This window comes from Mycoplasma sp. Ms02, assembly GCF_019720735.1.
Taxonomy (GTDB): Bacteria; Bacillota_I; Bacilli_A; order Mycoplasmatales; family Metamycoplasmataceae; genus Mycoplasmopsis.
The window spans coordinates 238054-262480 of the sequence record NZ_CP081302.1; the positions used below are offsets into that span (position 1 = coordinate 238054).

A 24427-nucleotide genomic window follows, 5' to 3' on the forward strand; every position below is an offset into this window, starting at 1 on the left:
TTATCTAAAAATCCAATTTTTAAGGTGTCAAATGTATATACAACCTTGAAGTTGACTTAGAGGTAATTAATGACCAAATCTTTATTAAGAACAAAGAAAAATCAGCTTTTTAGCTGATTTTTATTTCTTTTTAAAGTTTTTGTAAACAAAGTAAGAACTAATTAAAACAAGCAATGAATTTATGGCTGTAGTTATAAATCATCAAATGCTGATTTTTTCCTCAATTCCATAGAGTTTCATTTTACTTATTAGTAATGTTTTAATTACATTTGATAGATCTGCGTTATTTACTTTATTGAAGTCATCAGGTCCAAAAACTTTTTGCTTTGTCTTGAATTTATTAATCAAGTCAAGATCATCATTTAAGGCACTTAAGATCTGATCATCACTTGTGCTTCCTTTGATTATGCCTAGGACAAGATCTCAATCTTCGTTATTTACAGCGTTAAATAACTTAACAAGATCTTGGGCATCTTTAATAAGATCTTTTGTTTCTGTTGAATCATTTTCGGATACAGATTCAGCAGCTTCTTTAACTAGAAGCTCAAGTCTTTGTAAGTTATCTGCCTGTGTGTCAGAGTCATATGAATCTTTAACCAACTCATCATAAGCTTCTTTAAGTTTTGAAGGATCGTAAACAGATCCGTTTTCAGTTGGTTTATCTGAATTAATTTCTGGTGTTTCCTTTGTTACTTCTACATTTGTTTCATTATCCGTTTCGGATTTAGAATCACTTTGTAATAACTCATTTCACTTATCTACAAAATATTGAGTATCATTGTGTTGATCAAAAAACTCTTTCGCTTGTTCTTTTTTGCTTTCATCAAGATTTGGAATTTCATCTAAGTGTTTTGCAATTTCTTTCTTAACTTCATTTTTGAGCTTGTCAATTAACTCTTGAACTGAATCACTATCTAAGTTTGCATCGTTGTTGCCATCGATGGCAACATTAGATAATGTTTTGAAAGCATCATCAATAGCTTTTTCAAATTCTGAGTTTATTGCATCAGTACCAAAAACTTTCTTGATTGCATCAAGGTGCTTTTTGGCTTTGTCATGCTCATCTTTTAGATCTTTCATCTTATCATCGAGAACCTTGGCTTGATCTTTGATTTCTTCAAGAATATCTTTAGATGAATCACCTAAATCAGGTTTGTCTTTTGAGTAAGTCTCGTTTTTTATTTTATCTCTTAAAGCTTCTTTTTGATCATCATTCAAGTTTGGATAATTATCTAAATTAATTTGATCATAAGCATCATGTTTTATTTGATCATGGCTCTTGGCGTCATCAAGAGCTTCTCTTACTTCACTCGGTGTTTGAGCTTCCTTAATTTTATTTTTAAAGTGTTCTTTTTCCTTATCATTTAAAAATGAAAGGTTGTCGATGTCGCTAATCGCATTTTCTTTTAATTCATTAATATCACTCATTTGATCTTCTAATTGATCAATTAATTTATTGAGATTTTTAACCTGATCAACTGATCAATTAGCCTCTCCTGTAGCACTATTGGTATCTTGAGCTGGTTTTTCTACTTCATCGCCTCAAAGTGATTTAATTGATTCAATTTCGCTTATATTTTCACCTAATTGAATTGCAGCATTAATTAGTTTTTTGTATTTATCTTTTAATACAGGGTCTGCATTTTGATATTTTGTATTGTCGCTGTTTGCGTTTTCATTAATAAACGTATTTAAACTTGCTTTGATGTTGTTTTTCAGTTTTAACATCTCTTGATCAAGATCATGAGCTTTATCAGATACATTTGAGTAACTTTTATCTTGAGTAGAAGGGTTGTAAAGAATTGTATTGTCAAGAGATGAATCTTTGATCATCTTCTTAACATTATCCTTTTGATCTTTGTTCATGTTTTGATATTGATCATTAACTGCTTGTATTAATTCATCTTTTTTACTGTTGGTTGAATCTAAAACGCTTTTAATTTCTTTCAATGCAACTGAATCTTCTGTGTCATTTGCAAGTGTTTTTGCCTTATTTTTTTCTGATTCTGAAAGATTGCTAAGTGATCCATCGGTTAGTTTATTGTTGATCTCTTTTTTAAGATCAATAACCTCTTGAGCCTGTTCTGCAGTTGTTTTTAAAACTCTGATTAGATCTTGAACTTGGTCTGAAGATAAGAACTCGTCACTTTCTTTAAGCGAAGGAACTTTCTTATCTGAGCTTGATTTACCAAAATTAAAGATTGAGTTTAAGGTTTCAGGAGTTAATTCTCCTTGAAGGACTTTATTTGATTCAGTTATAGCTTTTTTAATAATGTCCTTAAGTTTTCCGTTATTGTTAAGAATACTTTCGAAATCATCTGAACCAGCAATAGACTTAGTTTTATTTAATTGATTTGTAAGATCGCTTAGATCTTTGTTGTAATCCACGGCAAATTTAAGAACTTCTAGGACACTTTCATCATTTATTGAAGGATCTTCAATATATTTTGCATTCATGAACCTATCTTTGAGAGCTTCTTTCATTTTTTCATTAAATAAAGGAGCTAGGTTTGAAATTGCATTAAATAAGTTTGTTTTTTCCTTATCCCTTTCTTTAAACTCATTTTTTAAATCTGCATAATCTTTTGCAATGTCATCGATATATGAGTTTCCACTTAAAACTTTCTCTCTAATTTCTCGAGCTTTTTGTTTAAATGAATCTTTTTCTCTTGGACTTAAGAACTCTGATTTATCAAACTCATCAAGGCTACCAAGCTGGGCATTCATAGCTTCTTGAGGATTTGCAAAACCTTCAATAGATTTTTGAGCATTTTTCGGCTCTAAATGATTTGAAGAACCGAAGTCTATATTAGCAGGGATATCTTGAGGTTTTTTAACTAATTCTGAATCAGATTTAGTTGATGTGGCTTGATATGTGACATCAATTTTATTTGCATTTAAATCAGGATTTTGTGAAGTTATTGACACCTTAGTTCCTTCAGGAGAAGTAAATTCAGGAGCAATAACTACTGCATTTCTTGTTTGGTTTGGTGCTAAATTAGATTTGTCATCTTTGTTGTACTTGATGTACTCTTCTGCTGCAGATAATGCTTTTTCAAGTTTTTTATCTTCTGTATTGAAGCCATCAATAACAACGTACACTTTACGTTTAAGGTCTTTTTTATCTTCTGCTTTTGGTTCAAGAACATAAGAAACAAGAGTTTTTCCTTTTATTGCGTCATAACCTTCGACTTTTTTATCTTTTAATTCAAACTCATCTTTTCTTGGTGATTCATAGGTAAATGTGTAATTTTCAACATTTTGAGGATCACTAGAATAAGAATCAACCCCTTTTGTTTTGTTATATGAAACGTTTACCTTTTCAATTTCTTTAGTAATTACTTCGGGATTGATTGCTGCTTCTGCAGATGTTTTGAATCCTGAAATTACAACGACATAATCTTCGCTTGATTGGATTGTTCCTGCGTCTCTTGGCACAATATTGTTGTATAAGTTTTCGTTATTTTTAGTTGATTTGATTTTTGCTTTAATCGTTAAAGCACCTGCATCATCGTTAGCTTCCAGAGTTAAAGGTGTTACAAATTCTGCATCTGGTATTGATATAGTTTTTGTTAAATCTGATTCTGTGATAGTTGAAGGTAGTTTTTTGCTTTTTGAAGCTTCATCAGTTAGAGATATTGAACGTTTAGAATCGTCTTTTATCGCTTTATTTAAACGTTTTTGTTCTGTTTTATAACCTTCATCTCTTATGTGATCGTTTGCCGAATCACTTTGAGCTGAAGCGTCATTGTTTGTTGCCTTTTTTACAGAGAAATTAACTGTTCCATCTTTTGCGTTTCAGCTTGTTACGGAAATATCGTCTAGTGATATTTTTGCATTCTTTGTAGGGAAAGTAAACTGTCTTGTGTTTGAATCATATGTTGCTTTTTCACCATCAACAGTTACTTCAATATTGTTAGGATCAATAGTTTTTAAGCTAGGCGAAGGGACAACATCTTTATTTACAGTATTAACTTTAACTTTTAAGTTTGAAAGTAAATCATTCAATCTTGATTTCTCATCATTAAGTGTTTGGAATCCAGAAATAGTAATTTCTTTTTCAGTTGAAGATTTAATATTATCTAAACCACTTAAAGCAGAGTTGATTTTGTAAAATACTTTTAAAGTTCCAGTGCTATTTTGTGGGACAAGTCTAATGTTTTCAAAATCTGCATTAGGATCTGAATCTAATTTATTATCAGGGTTTAGATTTGAACGGTGTTTTGTGGTTTCAGGCAAGTTATCAAAGTAAGTTTTAAGAAGTTTATACACTTCATTTTCCTTGACATCTTTTGGAAGCCTACTTGCTGCGTTCGAAACAGCTAACGAAGGAGTGTTATTGTTTAAAACTCCATCCAATCTTTCTTGTTCCCTTAAAAACTCAGTCGCTTTAAAGTTTAAATCATTTGATTTTGTAGAAAATCCATTTTTTGTACTTGAAACCTTTATCTTAATTGGTAGATCACCGTTTCTATTATTTGAGGATTCTACTATCCCTTTAGTAATGTCGTTTTTGTCAACTTTTATTTTTAACTCATTGTTTATAAATGCGTTTACAGCTGCATCATAAGTTAAAACGTATTCTTGTGAGTTTGAAGCTGTTTTAATTTTAATTGTTGAAACTTGATCTTTAACATTTTGAACATCTTCAGGAATTTGATTTTTTGTTCCATTTTTGAAATCAACTTCAGAGATTATAAGTTTGTTAAGTCTATCTAACTCTTTGGCTTGTGTTGTAAATCCTGACTCTTGCCTTTGCACATTTTTGGTTGATTTAATATCAGTTAAATCAGCTCTTTTAGATTTAAGTTTAAAATCAAATGTAACGGCTCCTGCAGTGTCATTTGGATTTTTGTAAGTTAAATCAGATACTTCAGCATCGTAACTATTTAGAAGTTCATTTAGTTTTGTAATTAAATCTTGTTTGTAACTTTCAGATGAAGTTAAGTTATTGTCTTTTATATTAGTTAGATCCAGACCTGAAAGTCAGTTTTGTGATTGATCAACAATTGAATCTAATCTATCTTGCTCTGTTTTAAAGCCTGATACGTCTTTTGTAACTTGAGAGCTTTGTAATCTAGAAGATGAAAATCTAGAATCAGTTGATTCGATTTTAAATCTGACAGCCTTTTGACCCTGTATGTCATCTGTGTTTTTTGTGTTATCGCTTGCAAGTTCTACAATCTTAACTTTTAATTCAGGAATTTCGCCATTCGAGTTCGCAGTATAAGTTTTTGAATCTTTAGAAATTGTAATATTAACATCTTTTAATGTGAGCTTTTTAGAACTTGGGTGAGCTAACATAACATCTCTGTTTTTTGGAGTTATGCTAATGATATTAGAATGAAGATCATTAAGTCTTTGAATTTCCTTTTCAGAAGTATAGAACCCATTGATTACGAAGTTTCTAGAATGATTATCTGTAGAAACTGAAGTTCCTAAATTAGGTTTTGTAGATTCTAGTTTAAATTTGAATGAAATTTGACCTGGGTTGTTCTTTTCTAATACTAAAGAACCATCTTTTAAAGCGATGTTTTTATTTAGACTCGAAAGGTGGCTTTTTAAAGCGTTACTAATCTCTGAAATTTCAACTTCACTATTTAATTTAGTTTTGTCAATTTCACTAAAAACGCTCTCAGGAATTGATAAGCCATTTTGTTCTGCTGTAATTCTTTCTTTTTCGGTTTTAAATCCTGAGATTTGTTTAGATATAGCATCTGTTATTTTTGAGTTGTCTGTTTTTGAACTTAATTTGAAATCGACTGTAATCGAACCACTTACATCATTTTTAGCTGTAATATCTTTTGTTTTAAGATCAACTATCTCTAGATTTAGTTGATCAACAAAAAGCTTATTTTCTCTTCTGGTTATTGAGTAATTTTGATTTTCATATCTAAAAGTTCCTAGTATTTTAGAACTTGAAAACATCTTCGACCCAGATAATAATTCAGTTGGTAGAATATTTTGCTTATCGTTGTAATCTAAAGTTATTTGTGCATTACTTTTAATTTGATTTAGTCTGTTTAATTCTGTGTTTGGATCTTTAAATCCAGAAAGCTTGGTTGTTCTGGTTTCTAAGGCATTTATTAATTTACTTTTTGGTTGACCATTTCTCATATCAACAATAACTTTAGGAACTATTTTATATTGAACATTAACTGATCTGGGATCTTGAGAGTCCACTCTTTTATTTACTAATCTAATGACAAAACCAGCCGTTCCATCTTCAGTTGTATTTGTTATTGGTGCTTTTCAACTTTTGTTATTTTCGACTAGAACTGCATCTTGTGCTTTTGTATTTTCAACATTTACATAACTAATTTGAAATCTCGCCCCATTAAGCATTGAAATTGCAGAATTTGAGTCATTTATCAATTTTGTTAATTCTTTGTTGTTTAATGTTCTTGTGAGTTTTAAATCTGAATAACCTTTTGATGAACTAAATTTAAAATCGGGCTCTGTTTTAAATTTCTCTAAAATTTTACTTTCTAAATCATCAAGAGCTTTTTTCTTTGAAGCATCTGCTAAAGCATAGATATTTTTAGCTTTAGCTTCTTTTATTTTTTCAAGTTGTACTAAAAGTTTCTTGGCATGACCTGTTTCGGGCATTGTTAAACTATTGTCGATATTTCTGATTTTACCTGTACCACTTTGAGTTTTTAATTCGTTATAAATTCTTTCTTTTTCTTCATCACTTGAAGTTGATCTTAGCCTATTTATAGCATCAGACTTCATTTCTGAAGACACATAAGGTAGAAGATTTACAAGGACTTCATACAATTTATCAATTGCTTTATCTCAGGTTTTTAATACTTTTTCTGCAGTTTGTTTTAAACTTGCCTCCTGGGTTCCTTGATTTGAATTTAAATCACTGTTTTCTAGAGTCGTTTTGTTTAGGTGTTTGACTTGATCTAACAGTTTTTTATTCTCAAATGTAACACCTAATTCTTGTTTTTTAATTTCAAAAGTGATTGTTTTATCTTCATTTTCTGGATTTGTGATTTCTAATCTTTCTGAATGAACTAAACCTGTTAGTGGTCTGTATTCTATAGGCATCAAGGAATCGCCGTTACCTTCACCTAGATAATCTTTTAGTTTATTGAAGTAAGCTTTTACAGTTTTATTGTAGGCTTCTTTAAACCTTGAATCATTTTTTAAATTATCTAAAAGCTGAGCTTTTCTATCATTGGTATTATCGGTTGGATTTTCAACTTTAATTAATGTTGTTTTTCTTTTTAAATCATTGATCAGATTTTCTAAGTTATATGGATTATCAATTTTTACACCATTAAATGTGTATGTTTTAGAAGAATTAGAAGTAAAGTCCATATTAGAAAACTGCTTTAATGAGTTCGCTAAAGACTCAAGAGCACTAAGATTTAAATCAAGATTTGGATTTTCAGAAATCTTTCTTTTTAGCGAATCTGAGTACATTTTCTTTTGTTCTTTATAGTTTTCTAATATCCCTAAAACATCTTCTTCTGTATGCTCAACGTTATCTATTAAAAGATTAAACTTGGTAGAATTCTCATTAAAGTTATTTTTAATTTTTCCGTTAAGAAGATCTGCGAACTCAGAAACAGATTTGTAGTTTTGAATAACACCATTCTGATTACCAAAAATATTTGTTAGTTTCTTCGTAGAAGCTTCATTTTGTGGGTGTAATAATTTGGTGAACAAATCCTTAAAAACATACGATTTAACCTGTGATTGGGCTTCAGAGGCTAAATACTCTCTTACATCTTTTGTTGATTCGTCGTTATATACTCCAGGAACAATACTTAAAAAGCTATTAAGTGAAGTTTTGAATGTCGACGAAATATCGGCATAATCCGAATTCGAAAAACTTGAAGATCAATATCCGTTTGTATTAGTATCACTTTTTAATCTTTCGAATCCTTTGTTTCATTCATCAAAGTAGTCTTTCTTAGTTAATTTAGTTACACTAATATTTTGAATTAAAGAGTTAGTTTCTGCGTCATATTCTAGTTTATCTGATAGTTCAATTCTATATTTCGGTTCATCTTCAGAATTCACAAAACTAACTTTTGTAATGACATCTTCATGAAATGCGATAATTCTTTTATCAATGTTTTTTAAGAAATTAGTTGCATGATATTTTTTTGAATTATCTGATAATCTTTTTTTATCTGGGGTCGTGAAAGATTCTTTAATTTCTTCAGATAAAAAACCACCTTTTTGGCCTAAAGAAAGATCGAATTTAAGCTTCGGCAATTTTGACTTATCTTCATCATTTAAGCCAAAATAATTCTCTTTTAAAACAATGTTTGTAGTTTTTTTATCAGCTCTTTTTCATGCTTTAATATCTGCTTTAATTTGCGTTTTTGGGAAGTTTCATCATCAATCATTTGGTACTCCAGAAGCAATGGCTCCCACAAACGTTGTACCTGGTGCAGTGTCAACTGGGACATATTGACCAGCAGCATCTTTTTTATCAATATAACCGACTGTGCTTTTGTTTTTTATAGTGGTAAAGGTGAAATAGAATTTTTCTTTTACATAACCATCTTTATCTCTTGGTCTTCTGATTGTAAACGAAACTTGTTCACCTGTATTTCTCCTGAAATCTTGTCAATCTTTGCTGTATCTAGGGTGATCTTCGTTTTGTTCAATCGATTGAGGTTGATATCTAATTGTTCTAATTAAGTTGTCATACCTATTCGATCAAGGGACTAAAATTGAGGTATTTCCATATCTAAAGTCAGAATTAACAACATCTTCTTCACCAAACGAACGTTCGTTATTTGTGTATTTTCTATAAAAAGGGGAAATATAATCACTTCACTTTTCACTTTGACCTGCAAAAGCCGATCTCTCTTCTCTTCTAAATCATCTTTGTCTTGTGTCTAAAAATAAATCTCCACTATCGTTTTCATGTGTTCCTGTAAGCTCACCTTTTGTTCTACTAATAACTTCGTATTGAATGGACGCATTATCGTTTAACTTATCAAAGGTTAAATCGTCTGAAAGAAAAATAGAAACGTCGATAAAGGCAGGATCATGTCCAACTAAACCGTTAATAACTCTGTCATTAATAATAACAAGCCAATCTTGTCTATCTTTGTTCATCAATCCTCTAGGATCTAGAGGGGTAAACGTTTCTTTTGATGTCGCGTTATTAAAATCGTAATTTATTGGGTGAACTTGAACTGTCCTTGTTGCGAACTCCTTCTCAAGAGCATCATCATTTTTAACCTGTCTTCTTCTTCCTTCGATGCTACGGAAAAAATCACCTTTATAGGTGTAATCTTGCTCTAAATTAGCTATTTGATTTATTTGTGAGTCTATTTCTATAGCAACGCCTTTTAATTTAACAAGATTTTTTCCTGTGGTAGTTTCACGAACATTACTCAATGAAATTGCTGAAATTGTCGTTCCTAAAATTGCCGATGAAACCAACGGCAAAATAATTTTATTTTTTTTCATTTTCTATCTCCTAAAATAAGATGTGAAGTGGTTATTATAATTTTTAAAATTATATTAATTTCATAATATATATTCAAATATTATAAATATTCAAAAAGATATTTCTGATTATGGAAAAACATTTTTGAAAACAATGTGGAAACTTGCTCTTTTACGCCTTGTCCACAGTCTCTTTCGAAACAAAAAAAAAAAAAAAACAATGTGGAAATTAGGCTTATTATGGTGTGTAAAAATCTATTTGATATGTCAAGAATTTGCAAAAAATGAAATTTTTATCACTTTGGGTAATACCATTTTAGAGATAAAAAGTAGAAAATATCACTTTATAAAAATGCATTTGCAATTCTGAAAATCGATCTTATATCTAAAAATTAAAGTGGTAAAATATAAAATGAATTAAATATACAGGAGAAGAAATGAACTTAACAAATAAAAGAAGTAAATTAGTTGCCACAATCGGACCATCAAGTGACAACTACGACACATTACGTGCACTTGTTGAAAACGGTGTTACAACAATTAGAGCAAACTTCAGCCACGGTGACCACGCTGAACAATTAGGTAAATTTGAAATTGCTAACAAAGTTTCTAGAGATTTAAACATTCCTGTTTCATTATTACTTGACACAAAAGGACCTGAAATCCGTGTTGGTAAAATGAAAGATGGAGCACAAGTTATTCAAGCTGGAACAGAGTTAATGATTTGAACTACAGAAGACAAATTTAAATCATTAGAAGGAACAGAAACAGAAATTTCTGTTGCTTACGACATGTCAAAAGACTTAGTAGTAGGAAACCAAGTTCTTTTAGATGACGGTAAATTATCAACAGTAGTTACAGAAGTTGGAAAAGGGTATGTTAAAGCTAAAGCTGAAAACACACACAAACTTAAAACAAACAAAAGAATTAACTTACCAGGTGTTGATTTCTCATTACCATTCCTAGCTCAAAAAGATATCGATGATGTTATTTTCGGAATTAAACACGGAATTAACTATGTTGCAGCATCATTCGTTAACTCAGCTAAAAACGTTAAAGAATTACGTGAATTATTAAATGCTAATGGTGGAGAACACGTAAAAATTATTTCAAAAATTGAATCACACTTAGGTGTTATGAACATTGATGAAATTTTAGAGTACTCAGATGCAATTATGGTTGCACGTGGAGACTTAGGTCTTGAAATTCCTTACTATGACGTTCCTTACTACCAAAAAAGAATGATCAGAAAATGTCGTGAAGCAGGTAAACCAGTTATCGTTGCTACACAAATGCTTGATTCAATGGAAAACAACCCACACCCAACTCGTGCAGAAGTAACAGACGTTTACTACGCAACAGAATTAGGTGCAGACTCAACAATGCTTTCAGGAGAATCAGCAAACGGAAACTTCCCAGTTGAAGCTGTTAAAGTTATGTCAGCAATCAACAGAAGAGCAGAAAAAGAATTCTACTCAAGAAACTACTACGATGTTCAATTGGAAGAAGTTCGTAAAAACTCAGACGAATCACAACGTTCATTAATTGCTTACGAAGTTGCAAACAAAACACGTCGTGGAGCATACAAATTCGCTATTGTTCTTTCAAGAACAGGTCAATTATTAAGCGAAGTGGCAAAATTCCGTCCAAACTCATTAATCGTTGGTGTTGTTAACGACGCAAAACAAATTGGAGCATTCGGAATTACATCTTCAGTATTTACTTCATTAGATTCGTTAGCTTTATTCCCAGCTATTAAAGAAGATCATGAAAAAGCACTTGACGCATTAGCACCTTACGGAGCTAAATCAGGTGATAGATACTTAGTTGTGGAAAACCACCAAATTACAGAACACATCGTAAAATAATAATTAATACAAAAAACTCAGACAAACTGAGTTTTTTTATCTGCGCCTTAAGATATTAAAAAAATCTGCTTTGTGCAGATTTTTAAATCATTTATTATTTATTCATTTATTTAATTAGTTTAATTTTAGTATTCAGCGTAAATACCAAATAAAGCGGCTGCACCTGTTTGCATACCTTTATCGTTTCAAATGTTTTTAGCTACTTTTTTAGCTTCTTTTCTATCTTTTTTTGTATACATTTAAAACACCTCCGTTCTTTTTATTTATAAAAATTATTAAATTGAAAAATTAATTGATATGTTATATAGTTTTAATTATTTATCATATTGTGAACTTAAAAATAAGTTGCTTTATTATTTTAGCATGAAAAATAATTTTAACAAGCAAAAAATTATTTTATTTTTGATACGTTTTTAAAATATAAAAGTGCAAAATTGCTAGTTTTTTGATCTTAATTTTGATTTTTTAAATTTTTAAGCATTATTAAAAATATGCAAACATTTACACATTGATAATTATTTGTTTTTAAAACAAAATTTTTTTAATTTTTTTAGACTTGAAAAACGCAATCAAAGATCGTAATATCTAATAAATCTTCTTGCGTGTATAATTAAACTCAGAAGGATACGAGATGCATGAGAATTCAGTTACTTACTTAATAAGTGGAACACTAGTTTGTTTATTTTTAATTTATTTTTGTTTGTCTTTTTATTTCACGTTGAATTTCGACATTAATTTTTGGATAATCAAAGACCTTACTAACAATAGAATTAAATAAAAAGTTGAAGCTGAACTTTATCAAGAAGCTAATCATGTTTTAAAATGTCATTATAACAAGGCAAGGTATAACTTTTATATTAATATTAGTGCTTTAATAGTTTTGCTAGGTTTTGTAGGATTTTGTTTGGTGAGATCAATTTTCTATTCTGAAATCATTTGAGCTGCATTTGCATCGGGTTCATCAGTTTTGATATGGTTAGCTATCAAAAAAGTCTTCGAAAGCTTTTGAATATTAAAAGAAGGCAAGTCTGCAATTGCAGATTTTCAAGTAAATCTGCAAACTCAGGATGTAAGTGAAATTATTTTAGTTTCTAAAATAACACAAGAGGATATCGATCTTTATCAAAATTCCAAAATTATGTGTAGTCAAAGATACAAACACATCAAATTAATAATTTTGATAAATCAAATCAAAAAGGGATTGTCATATGAGTAAAGAAATAGTAAAAAGTAGAACATACAAGTAATAAAGGTAAAAATAATGCTCATATTTATTTTTGTTTTAAAGTGAGTAGTTCTTTACTCAATATGTCTTTATCAATTAAATTCTTATAATAAACTAAATTGACCAATTATTCTTTTAACTATTCTTTAAAATCATCAAAAACTAACAGAAATCCCCGAGCATATAATGAAAACTGCTCAAAAGACCTATGAAATAGCCACAAAAGGAACTAAAAGGTTTTTTAAAATCATTATTGCTTTAAATATTCTTTCGATAATAAAAATTATCATTTTGCTATTTTTATTTGAATTCATTTTAGCTTTTGCCTTAATGCACGTGGCACTAGTTGCTATCCCAATCTTTATTTATTTTCAGATAATGATTGATATTCCTAAAAATTGAATCAAATACAATCACAGAAGATTAAAAATTTTAAGCGATACTGAATTCATCCCTGATCCAAACTATAACCCTTACAACGAAACAGAACCTCTTTATGAGTTTCGAAGCATGCCTTCAAGTATTTTTAGCTTTTATTGAACTTTTAGGATTATTAAAAAGCAAAAAGATAAAGAGTTTGAAAAACAAGTCATTCTGCTTCATCTTTATGTTTCAGAAAAAACTAATTTTTCATTTGAAAAGGATACACACTCTTTTTTCTTTTGAAAATATGAACAATTAAAATCAAAAGCATTATCTGGTGGAAGATAATGCTTTTTTAAACATGAACACGCAAATGGCAAGTCATCTGGCATTAAATCAATAAATATATAATTTATAATGAGATGCAAATGGATTTAAATCACTTTTATTTAGGAATTTGAGCAATATTTCTTTGCTTTACCAGTTACTATGGAGTTTTTTTGAGAAAACTTTGCATAAAATTTGAATCCCACTATTGAATTATTCAGAGGTTATCAGATAAAGAAACTTTATCAAAAATCAGTTATCAAACAAAAAAAGACGCTTATCACGTTATGGATTGCAACTCAAGATTTATATTTTTACCGTTTTTAATAGGAATTTTGGTTTCACTATTTCAAGAAGTATTTTTAGTTCTTACAATTTTATTTTTTGGTTTTGATAGTAATTATGCCGATATTCTGCTTTTGGTAATTTTTGGCACAATATTTCTTTTTTATTTTCGTGACACATTAAGAACTGGTCGTGTTTTTGCATTATACAAAAAGGAAGTCAAAAAGATAAAAACCTCACTTTCAGAAAATTTTGAAATTAAGCAAGATAAACATAGGCTCAAATACTATTTTAAATGCTCAAATTCACAAATCCACAAAGACCTAATTGCAAATCAAATAAATACAATAAAATTAAACCAATAAGATACGAAAAGAACTTAAACACAGTACTAAAGGATAAAATGAACGCTTACGCTCTAATATTATTATCATTGTTTTTAATTTGTATTTTCCTTTTTAAAGTTTTAACATCAAATGTAAATGATTTGTTAATTGGTGCGTACTTTATAAAGAGAACTTATTGACAAAAGCATATTCTAGAAATTCCTATGATGATATGAGAATCTGCTGTTACTTTGCATAAATATGCAATAAAAGAGTAATCCGAATTTCATTAGCAATAGTTGGATCAATTCTATTCTTTTCTAATGCGACATTTATAATGTGTCTATTCCATGATAGTGGTTTCTGTCTGTTGCAATGTTAGCCATAGGATCAGGAATTTTATTAATAGTAACGCTTGAGCTATGAACCGATTACTTATTTTGCAAACCTAATTACAAAAAGACTATTAAGAAAATTAATATTAATCCTGATTTGACTTTTGAACCTGATTTACAGTTTATTCCAGAAACTTTATAAAAAGACACAGAAGAGAGTCATGATCAATGAATGGGCTTCATTGTAATTCCAGGGCTTTTGAGTATGGTTCAAAAAATTAAGGACAAAAAGATCGTAAAAGATTATCTTTTACTACTTCTTTTTGTTTCGGAAAAACTTGATAATTACATAAAAGCTGATGCACGTTCAATTCTTATAATGAAATATCGGGACTTAATTGAACGACAAGAAAATTAAAGAGGACAAGGTAGAGCTAAGTTTAAAAACTGTGCTCTATTTTTTAAAGAATTGTTCATAAATTTATAAGGACAAAAGTTCTTAGACTGTTATCATTTATATACTACTAAAAGCGAGGTTTAAATGAATTCTTCTACTTTTTTTACATCCATTTTTAATAATGAATACTTGTTTCACTTTACTATCATTATTTGAGTAGGCTTTCTGTTTTTTGTATATAGTGGTGCTTTTAATAGAGTTTTGGCTTTTTTTTCTAAAAAATTTGAAATTCATTATTGAATTTTACAAACGATTTCAAACAAAAGTCTTATAGACAAAATGAGAAAAGAAGACAAAGAAAATGCAGTGCATACTTTGGAATGTAATATAAAAGACATTTTTGTTCCACTTTTTGTTAGTCTTTTAACTTTACTTTTTCAAGGACTTTTTTTATTTTTTTCGATAGCAGTTTTCTCTGTCCATGGAATATATTATTTATTAGCAGTAGTTGTAGCATCTGTGTGAATAATGAGTATGTATGTTTTTTTCATTATCAAAACATACAGCGTATACTCGGAGTATCAAAAAAAAGCAAAAAAGATAAAGAATGATTTTTTTCCTGATTTTGATTATATGAAAAATTTTAGCTCAAAGATAAAGTTTAAGAAATGTGTACACAAGTCTAAACACGATGACTTATTAGTATACTTATTAAAAAACACTGAGGAGATAACATATGAAAAGTAAATTATTAAAAACATTGGATGTATACCAGCCATTAACTATGTCTGCAACGAGCGTTGTTCCCAACACCAACACTGCGCATATTTTAAAAATAAGTACTGATGACGATATACAAGCACTAGGCTCAGAGCTTCTTTTTAGACTTTCTTACCAGATAGCTGATAATAAAATTTCCACAAAGAAAATCATGGAAGGTTTCTCAAAAGAAGATATTAAAAATATTTTAATAACCATTTTATATCAAATGAAGTCTCAATTCATAGTGAATCAAGATCAAATAAATGCTATTATTAATGTAAATTTTGAAAAAGCATATCCCAAACTTAGAAAAGAAATCTCTAAATATTCTATAGCTTCAAAAAAAACTCTTTCTGCAATGGTCGTTTCAGAAGGTGTTTCAGAGGAAGAAATTTCGTATTTGAGCACTCCAGAAGGGACATACATAAATATAGAATCTGGGGAGGAATTCTCAAATTCTAAATATATCGGCTTGTTAGCCGGCAGATTAGAAAAACTTTCTGACACATTTCGTGTTTTAAAAGAAAATTTGATTAAGGCAAAATGAGATATAAAAATTAATTACATAATGGCTGGGGTTTATAAAACACTCGTATCTGCAGCATTTACAGGTTTAGGAGAAGCAGCAAATGTCGCATTGCCTCCTGTGGCAGGACAATTGGTTTCTGCAGGATTGTCTCTTTCAAGTTGACTTATTACAGAGGGTATAGACTCTCATAGCGACGAAGTGAGAAATGGGATATTATTTGTAAATGATTTAATAGATAAAATAAGTAAAATTGAAAAGTATCCCATATCGAAAACTATATCCTTTATTTCTAACTACAAAACTGGTGTTGAAATCGGAAGTTCACTTTCTAAAGCAAAAAAGTATTTTTCATTATTAAACAAAGGTGGGCAAATAGTGAAAAGTGTATCAAAGTGAACCAAATTCATTCCAATAATATCAATCGGTGCAGACATTATTCTAAACGGCATTCAAGCAACAGCTAAAATATATGAAACTAACATAACCATAGAAGAAAAGATAAACGAAATAGAAAAAACATTTTGATTATCAAGAAAAGTAAATCAGGAAATAAATGATTTAAATGTCAAATGGTTTGTCATAGAAGAAACTCCTTTAACTAAATCTTACAAAAAGGGTGGTACTGGTGGCAAGAATTTAAAATTCAAAAACTCTGCCACAAAAGAAGTTTTTACTTTAGAAGAAATGCTTTCAAAAAGCAAGTACGAACTTCGTTTGATGGGTCTTGAAAAAGTTCAAATCAAGAAAACAGGAGCAGGAGAATGATATATAAGAACATTGAAAAACAATTTAATGATTGATAGTTTAGGATAGCATGTTTATATTTTTAATATTCTGTTTAGAGTTAATTTTTGTTTCAATTTATGTTTATTTGGTCGAACGAAACTTTCAATTTTTAAAACCATTGTTTTTTCTAAAAGTACTTTCAGAAAGCGATTCATCTACAGAGATACCGAAACATATTCTTCAAAGTATTAATAATTTATTGAAATCGACAAAAAAGTCGCTCTTAAAAATATCAATCGTCCCTGTATTCTCGTCAGTATTGATTTTTTCTTTATCCGTTTTTTTCACACTTTTTGAATCAGATTGATTCTACGAAAATATTCATATTTGAATATTCATAATTTTTGGAAATATTACTTTCCTAATTCTTAAATGATGACTTTATGGTATATATTTCTTTGCAGTTCGTCAAGAAACCGAAAAACTTGTTACAACAGAAAACTCACGTTTTGAGCCTAACTTACAGTATATTCCTAAAGAATATGTAACAAACGAAGGACAAAAAGCTATTTATTCATTTTCTTTTTTCGATTTATCATTCAGCCTCAAAACTTTTGATTCATACAAAAAGAAACAATTTAAAAAAGACATATTACTAATTTACCTTTTCATTTCAGAAAAAACTGATTATTCTTTAGGTGAAGATAATCATTCACTCTTACTTCTTAAGTATAAAGAACTTCTTGAGGAAGAACAAAAGTAAATAAAAAACCTGTGGTACAGGTTTTTTTGTTTACTAAGCTTTGTTATTTGAACCAAATTCGTGAATTTTAGCTCTAACTGTTTCACACATTGCGTCGTATCCAGGTTTTAATAATTTACGAGGGTCAAAGTTTTTACCTTCTAAATCTTTACCTGAAAGAACGTATTCTCTTAAAGCTTTGTGGTTTGCTTGCTGTAGTTCTGTGTTAACGTTAATTTTTGTAACACCTTTAGCAATAGCTTCTTGAATTTGATCAGCAGGGATACCACTTCCACCATGTAGAACGATTCCAATTCCAGCAGCTTCTGAAATTTCTTGTAGAACTTCAAAGTTTAATGATTTTCATGATTCAGGGTATGGACCGTGAATGTTACCAATACCAGCAGCTAGAACGTCGATTCCTAAAGCAGCCATTTTTCTTGCTTCTTCAGGATCTCCTAAATCACCGTTTCCAACGATTCCGTCTTCTTCTCCACCGATTGTTCCGATTTCAGCTTCCATCGACATGTTAGCAGCTTTAGCTAATTCAACTAATTCTTTTGTTTTTGCATAGTTTTCTTCAAATGGATAGTGTGAACCATCGAACATTAATGATGTATATCCAGCAGCGATAGCTTTTTTAGCACCTTCAAATGATCCGTGATCTAAGTGTAGAGCAACAGGAACTGTAATGTTTAAATCTTTAACAAGACCTTTAACCATACCTGTAACGACTTCAAATCCACCCATGTATTTTAGTGCACCTTCACTTGTTGCAATAATAACTGGTGAGTTTTCTGCTTGGGCTGTAACTAAAACAGCTTTTGTTCATTCTAAGTTATTAATGTTAATGTGAGGGATTGCGTATTTACCTTCTTTTGCTTTTTTAAGCATTTCTTTAGCATTTACCAATGACATTTTTTCTCCTAATATTACTGAAGTATTTAATATTTAGCAACTTTTTATAATTCTCTTGCTGATCAAAGACCATCTTTGTCTCTTACAAAACGACCATCAACAGTTAATAAACGGTATAACTCACCCATTTTTTTAACTCTTAAATCATCATAAGATTGATTCTCTGATACAAGCGTATTATTTCAGTGTTCTTTTAAATTATTTTCAACGACTTCGAAAATTTGATCGAATTCAAATGAAAGCGTTGCGTCTTCACAAACAACGCTTAATGCAATGTCCAACATTGTTTTCATAGTTGCTCCTTCTATATTTCTATACTATTATAAAATAATATTATTTTTAGTCGCCTAATTAATCAAAAAAATGCTAAAAAGTAATTTAGCAATTAAATATTTTATTTGCTAAAAATTGAACTTTTTGCTCTATAATATAATTAACAAAATGTTGCAGAGGAGACAATATGAAGATAGAACTTAAAGACGTTTTAAAAGCAAAATTTGAAGTTTACAATCAATTTGAAACTTTAGTTGAAGAACTTTCAGGTGAAAAGGAATTAGTAATTGGTGAAGATCAATTTTTAGAAGAATTCGATGAAAAATTGATTGGATTAAAAGTTAAAGAAAAGTTAGAAATCGATCATAACTTAAAAATGCACGGATCTGCTGGTGATGTAATGTCGATGCTGGTTCATGTTGTGATTTCAGATATTAAACTGACAAAAGCAAAGCATGAAAAAACAGAAGCTAGTGTGAAAGATTTGCAAAAACAAATTAAAGAATTAGAAGAACAAAACGCTAAACTACAAGCTCAAAATGCTCAAATGCAACTTGAGTCTCAAATTCAAGCACAAGCTTACAAAAGCAAAGCTGCTGAATTAGCACAAAAAGCAAAGAAAGAACTAGAAGCATCAATAGCACAAAAACAAGAATTAATGGATCAAGAAAAAGCAAATGTAAAAGCCTTTGCTCTTCAATCATTTACAGAAGATTTTTTAGTGCCTTATGCAAACTTCTTGCTAGCAACTAAGGCTGCAAAAAGTACTGACAATCCAGTTCTTAATAACTATATTATAGGATTTGAAATGATTGACAGACAATTTAGATCAGTTTTAGATCAACACGGTATAGAAATTATTGAGCCACAACAAGGAGAAGAATTCAATCCTGAAAATCACTTTGCAATTGATATTCAAAATGATTCAAATTTCGAAGACAACAAAATTATTAAAATGAACAATTATGGTTTTAAATTAAATGGTAGATTGGTTAAACCTGCACAAGTTGTTGTAAATAAATTTAGCAAATAAATGTTTAGACTGCTAAAAATGTGTTATAATAATATTAACTTAAATGAAGATTAAGTTTTAGGAGGATTAAAATATGGCAAAAGATATCGTATTAGGAATCGACTTAGGAACAACTAACTCAGTTGTTTCAGTTATGCAAGACAAGAACGCAGTAGTTCTTGAAAATCCAAACGGAAAAAGAACAACACCATCAGTCGTAAGTTTTAAAAACGGAGAAATTGTTGTTGGTGAAGTTGCTAAAAGACAAGTTGAAACAAACCCAGATACAATTGTGTCAATTAAAAGATTAATGGGAACAGGTAAAACTGTACACGCAAACAACAGAGATTATAAACCTGAAGAAGTATCAGCTATGATCCTTTCATACATGAAAGAATATGCAGAGAAAAAATTAGGGCAAAAAGTTACAAAAGCTGTTATTACAGTTCCTGCATACTTTGATAATGCAGAGCGTGAAGCTACAAAAATCGCTGGTAAAATCGCAGGTTTAGAAGTTTTACGTATTATTAACGAACCTACAGCAGCAGCTCTTGCTTTTGGTTTAGATAAAACCGAAAAAGCAATGAAAGTTTTAGTTTACGACCTAGGGGGAGGGACATTTGACGTTTCAGTCCTTGATCTAGAAGACGGAACATTCCAAGTGCTATCAACATCTGGAGATAATCACTTAGGTGGAGATGATTGAGATAATGAAATCGTAAAATGAATGGTTGAACAAATCAAGAGAAACTACGATTACGACGCTTCAGGCGACAAAATGGCAATGGCTCGTTTAAAAGAAACGGCTGAAAAAGCAAAAATTGATTTATCAAGTCAATCAGTTGCAAATATTAACTTACCATTCTTAGCTGTTACAGCTCAAGGTCCAATCAACGTTGAACTTGAATTAAAAAGATCTGATTTCGAATCATTCACATCACATTTATTAGACAGAACAAGAAAACCAATTGAAGACGCTTTAAAAGAAGCTGGATTAACAGCAAACGATATTCATGAAGTTCTACTTGTTGGTGGTTCAACAAGAATGCCTGCCGTTCAAGAAATGGTAAAAAGAACTTTAGGTAAAGAACCTAACCGTTCAATCAACCCTGATGAAGTTGTAGCAATCGGGGCAGCCGTTCAAGGATCAGTGCTTGCTGGTGATATTGACGACATTCTATTATTAGACGTTACACCTCTTACTTTAGGTATTGAAACTATGGGTGGTGTTGCAACACCTTTAATTTCAAGAAATACAGCAATTCCAACAACAAAATCACAAGTCTTTTCAACAGCAGCAGACAACCAAACAGAAGTAACAATCCGTGTTGTACAAGGTGAAAGACCAATGGCGATGGATAACAAGCTTTTAGGACAATTTAACCTTTCAGGAATTGAGCAAGCACCTAAAGGAGTTCCTCAAATCGAAGTTAGCTTCTCAATTGACGTTAACGGAATTGTAAAGGTTACAGCTAAAGACCTAAAAACAAACAAAGAACAAACAATAACAATCGAAAACTCTTCAAAATTAAGCGATGAAGAAATTCAAAAAATGGTTAAGGAAGCAGAAGCTAACAGAGAAGCAGACGCTAAGAAAAAAGAAGAAGTTGAAACAGTTGTTCGTGCTGAAGCATTAATTGCACAAATCGAAAAAGCTTCTGCAGAACAAGGTGATAAACTAGATCCTAAAGCCAAAGAAGAAACAGATAAAATGGTTAAGGAATTAAAAGAATTAATCGAGAAAAAAGATATTCCTGCCCTTAAAACAAAGTTAGATCAAATCGAAGAAGTAATGAAAAACTTTGCAAACTACAGTGCTCAACAACAATCTCAAGCACAAGAAGATGTTGCTGAAGTAGTCGAAGACTAGTTATAATGAAAAACACACTGCATGTGTGTTTTTTTTCATACGACACTATAGAACAGAAGAAAACAAAAAACTGCCTGTGCAGTTTTATTGTTTTTTAGGATCGATATTTGTTTTCAGAATTGATAAGAATGCTTCTTGTGGAACTTCGACACTTCCAAGTGTTTTCATCCTTTTCTTACCTTCTTTTTGTTTTTTCAGAAGTTTTTGACGTCTTGTTGGGTCTCCACCATATAGTTTAGCAGTAACGTCTTTTCTGAAAGCTTTAATCGTTTCACGAGCAATAACCTTTCCACCAATTACGGCTTGAACAGGCACCTCAAAGTTTTGTCTCGGAATTGCTTCTTTAAGTTTTTGACATAATTCACGAGCAGAAGGATAAGCGTGATCACGGTGAGCAATGATCGAAAAGGCATCAATTTTATCTCCATTAAGTAAAATGTCAACTTTTACCAAATCACTTTCACGGTATCCAATTCATTCATACTCAAATGAGGCATAACCTTTTGTAGTACTCTTTAATCTATCAAAAAAGTCAAAAACAGTTTCAGCAAGTGGCAACTCGTAAACTAAACGCGATCTATTAGCATCAATATATTCAAGATTCTTGTAAATTCCACGCTTGTTTTGACATAGATCCATTGCATTACCAATGTATTCGTTTGGTAAGAAGATGCTTGCTTCAATATAAGGTTCTTCAATGAAATCAATAAATGTACGATCTGGAAGCATTGAAGGGTTTGAAATCATTTCAACATCACCATTTGTCATGTGAACTTGGTATTCTACAGATGGTGAAGTAGCAATAACACCGACTTTATATTCACGGTCTAAACGCTCTTGCAGGATTTCCATGTGCAACATTCCAAGGAATCCAACACGGAAACCAAAACCTAAAGCTTTTGATGTTTCTTGCTCTCAAGTGATTGATGAATCACTTAATGAAATCTTTTCTAAGCTTTCTTTTAACTCGGTATAATCTTTTGTATCGATTGGATAAAACCCAGTATAAACAACAGGTTTCATTTTTTTATAACCTGGTAAAGCATGTTCTGTAGGATTATCAACGTGTGTTATTGTATCCCCGACACTAACCTCTTTAGCATCACGAATAGCAGCCGAAACTCAACCAACTTCACCTGATTCAAGAAATTCTTTTTTAGTTTCGTGTGGATTTCTAACCCCAAGTTCTATCACATGATACTCTTCGTTATTTGACATGAATTTAAAACGGTCGCCGACAGCTAGCTTACCTTCAAAAATTCTGACTAGCATCACAACACCACGATAAGGGTCGAAATAACTATCGAAAATTAAGGCTTTAAGTGGTTTTTCATCATCTGCTTCTTTTGGCGAAGGAATAAATTTTTCAATCGCTTCAAGAACACCAGGAACACCTAATCCTGTTTTTGCAGAAACCAAAACGGCGTGTTCTGTAGAAATACCAATCACTTCTTCAATTTCACGTTTGACTTCTTCAACGTTCGCGCTTGGTAGGTCAATTTTGTTAATAACAGGAATGATTTCAAGATCGTTTTCAATTGCTAAGTAAACATTAGCTAAGGTTTGTGCCTCGATACCCTGTGTAGCATCAACAATTAAAAGAGCACCTTCTGAAGCTGCTAAAGAACGCGAAACCTCATAAGTAAAATCGACGTGCCCAGGGGTATCAATTAAGTGAAAAGTGTAGTCTTTGTATTTAAGCTGAACAGCATTTAATTTGATTGTGATACCACGCTCTTTTTCCAAATCCATTGAGTCTAGAAATTGCTCTTTTAACTCCCTTTTTGAAACTGTATTAGTTAATTCTAAAATACGGTCAGCCAGTGTTGACTTACCGTGATCAATATGTGCAATGATTGAAAAATTCTTAATTTTTGACTTATCCATAGTATTTTAAATTATATAAAATATGTGTTTATATACGCTATGTTTTTTGGTGATATTTTACTGTCAAAAACTTTTTAATGGCATTATTAAAAAACACTTTGAAAACTAAATTAATTAAGGAGCAACATGATCCCTATAAAAGAGAAAAAATTAAAAAATATGACATTTATTGATCTTTTTGCAGGGATTGGAGGTTTTAGATTAGCTTTTGAATCATTTGGAGCAAAATGTGTTTTTTCAAGCGAAATTGATAAAAAAGCAATCGAAACTTATTACAACAATTTTGGTGAAGTTCCATCAGGGGACATTACTAAAATCGACGAAACTGAAGTTCCAGATCATGACATTTTATGTGGAGGTTTTCCTTGTCAAGCTTTTTCTATAAGTGGAAAAAGGATGGGTTTTGAAGATGCAAGAGGTACTTTGTTTTTTGATGTAGCAAGAATTATAAAATTTAAAAGACCAAAAATTGTGCTTCTCGAAAACGTGAAAAACTTGAAAACTCATGACAAGGGAAGAACAATTTCGGTAATCGAAAATACACTAAAAGATCTTGGTTATAGTGTTTTCAGTCAAGTTTTAAGTGCTTCAGATTTCAACATTCCACAAAAAAGGGAAAGAATTTATATCGTAGCCTTCAGAAGCGATTTACAAATACACACTTTCAACTTTCCTGTACCTCTTGAACAAAATAAAGTCATCAAAGATATACTGCTAAACGAAAAAGAAATAGTAACTTCAATGTATTATCAAAAAACTTGAAAAAAGATTGAATCAAAAAATAAAGATACTCCTAGAAAACCTAAAAAGATTGGTTTTGTTGGAAATGGTGGTCAAGGTGAAAGAATTTACTCAACAGAGAATGTGGGTGTCACACTATCAGCAAATGGTGGAGGTGTTTTTTCAAAAACTGGTGGTTATTTAATTAATGAAAAAGTAAGGAAGCTACATCCTAGGGAATGTGCAAGGATGATGGGTTTTCCTGATTCTTTTTTTATAAATAACTCTGCATCACAGGCGTATAAACAATTTGGCAACTCTGTTGTTGTTGACGTATTACAGCATATAATTACTGAGATTGTGAAAAAGTTAAAAATATAAAGCAATCTTTTTATAAAAGCATTAAAACAAAAATGAAAATCTGTAATTCGCACCG

15 protein-coding genes are annotated in these 24427 nt (G+C 30.6%); 11 read left to right on the forward strand and 4 right to left on the reverse strand.

The window, feature by feature from the left end:
* Positions 1–120: 120 nt before the first annotated feature.
* Positions 121–9447 (reverse strand): lipoprotein 17-related variable surface protein, encoded by a 9327-nt coding sequence (locus K4L35_RS00840; RefSeq protein ID WP_221617695.1) that lies wholly within the window; start codon positions 9445–9447, stop codon positions 121–123.
* A 416-nt stretch (positions 9448–9863) separates the two neighbouring features.
* Between K4L35_RS00840 and pyk the strand changes: the two genes are divergently transcribed.
* The 8 genes from pyk to K4L35_RS00880 all read left to right on the forward strand — a co-directional run bounded on the left by pyk (position 9864) and on the right by K4L35_RS00880 (position 17332).
* Positions 9864–11294 carry a pyruvate kinase gene (gene pyk, locus K4L35_RS00845; protein WP_221617696.1) on the forward strand — a complete coding sequence of 477 codons (1431 nt, stop codon included), beginning with the start codon at positions 9864–9866 and terminating at the stop codon, positions 11292–11294.
* A gap of 907 nt (positions 11295–12201) precedes the next feature.
* Positions 12202–12510, forward strand: a complete 309-nt coding sequence (locus K4L35_RS00850) for a hypothetical protein (protein ID WP_221617697.1) — start codon at positions 12202–12204, stop codon at positions 12508–12510.
* Positions 12511–12705: 195 nt separating this feature from the next.
* Entirely contained in the window at positions 12706–13230 is a 525-nt protein-coding gene (locus K4L35_RS00855; RefSeq protein ID WP_221617698.1) for a hypothetical protein, read from the forward strand.
* 80 nt (positions 13231–13310) lie between these two features.
* A complete protein-coding gene (locus tag K4L35_RS00860; protein WP_221617699.1) occupies positions 13311–13859 on the forward strand; it encodes a hypothetical protein in 549 nt (182 codons plus the stop codon).
* A 336-nt stretch (positions 13860–14195) separates the two neighbouring features.
* Complete coding sequence (locus K4L35_RS00865; protein ID WP_221617700.1) at positions 14196–14357, forward strand: hypothetical protein; 162 nt, start codon at positions 14196–14198, stop codon at positions 14355–14357.
* 30 nt (positions 14358–14387) lie between these two features.
* A complete protein-coding gene (locus tag K4L35_RS00870; RefSeq protein ID WP_221617701.1) occupies positions 14388–14573 on the forward strand; it encodes a hypothetical protein in 186 nt (61 codons plus the stop codon).
* A 715-nt stretch (positions 14574–15288) separates the two neighbouring features.
* A complete protein-coding gene (locus K4L35_RS00875; RefSeq protein WP_221617702.1) occupies positions 15289–16656 on the forward strand; it encodes a hypothetical protein in 1368 nt (455 codons plus the stop codon).
* Positions 16657–16828: 172 nt separating this feature from the next.
* Positions 16829–17332, forward strand: a complete 504-nt coding sequence (locus tag K4L35_RS00880) for a hypothetical protein (protein WP_221617703.1) — start codon at positions 16829–16831, stop codon at positions 17330–17332.
* 33 nt (positions 17333–17365) lie between these two features.
* On the opposite strand, the gene fba is transcribed toward K4L35_RS00880, so the two are convergent.
* A complete protein-coding gene (fba, locus tag K4L35_RS00885; RefSeq protein ID WP_221617704.1) occupies positions 17366–18229 on the reverse strand; it encodes a class II fructose-1,6-bisphosphate aldolase in 864 nt (287 codons plus the stop codon).
* A gap of 44 nt (positions 18230–18273) precedes the next feature.
* A complete protein-coding gene (gene rpoE / locus K4L35_RS00890; protein ID WP_221617705.1) occupies positions 18274–18522 on the reverse strand; it encodes a DNA-directed RNA polymerase subunit delta in 249 nt (82 codons plus the stop codon).
* Between the two features lie 167 nt (positions 18523–18689).
* Between rpoE and grpE the strand changes: the two genes are divergently transcribed.
* On the forward strand, positions 18690–19535 hold the full coding sequence (gene grpE / locus K4L35_RS00895) for a nucleotide exchange factor GrpE (RefSeq protein ID WP_221617706.1): 846 nt from the start codon (positions 18690–18692) through the stop codon (positions 19533–19535).
* Between the two features lie 73 nt (positions 19536–19608).
* On the forward strand, positions 19609–21384 hold the full coding sequence (gene dnaK, locus K4L35_RS00900; RefSeq protein ID WP_221617707.1) for a molecular chaperone DnaK: 1776 nt from the start codon (positions 19609–19611) through the stop codon (positions 21382–21384).
* A gap of 84 nt (positions 21385–21468) precedes the next feature.
* On the opposite strand, the gene lepA is transcribed toward dnaK, so the two are convergent.
* Positions 21469–23271 carry a translation elongation factor 4 gene (gene lepA / locus K4L35_RS00905; protein ID WP_221617708.1) on the reverse strand — a complete coding sequence of 601 codons (1803 nt, stop codon included), beginning with the start codon at positions 23269–23271 and terminating at the stop codon, positions 21469–21471.
* A 126-nt stretch (positions 23272–23397) separates the two neighbouring features.
* Between lepA and K4L35_RS00910 the strand changes: the two genes are divergently transcribed.
* Positions 23398–24372 carry a DNA cytosine methyltransferase gene (locus K4L35_RS00910; RefSeq protein ID WP_221617709.1) on the forward strand — a complete coding sequence of 325 codons (975 nt, stop codon included), beginning with the start codon at positions 23398–23400 and terminating at the stop codon, positions 24370–24372.
* Positions 24373–24427 lie beyond the last annotated feature (55 nt).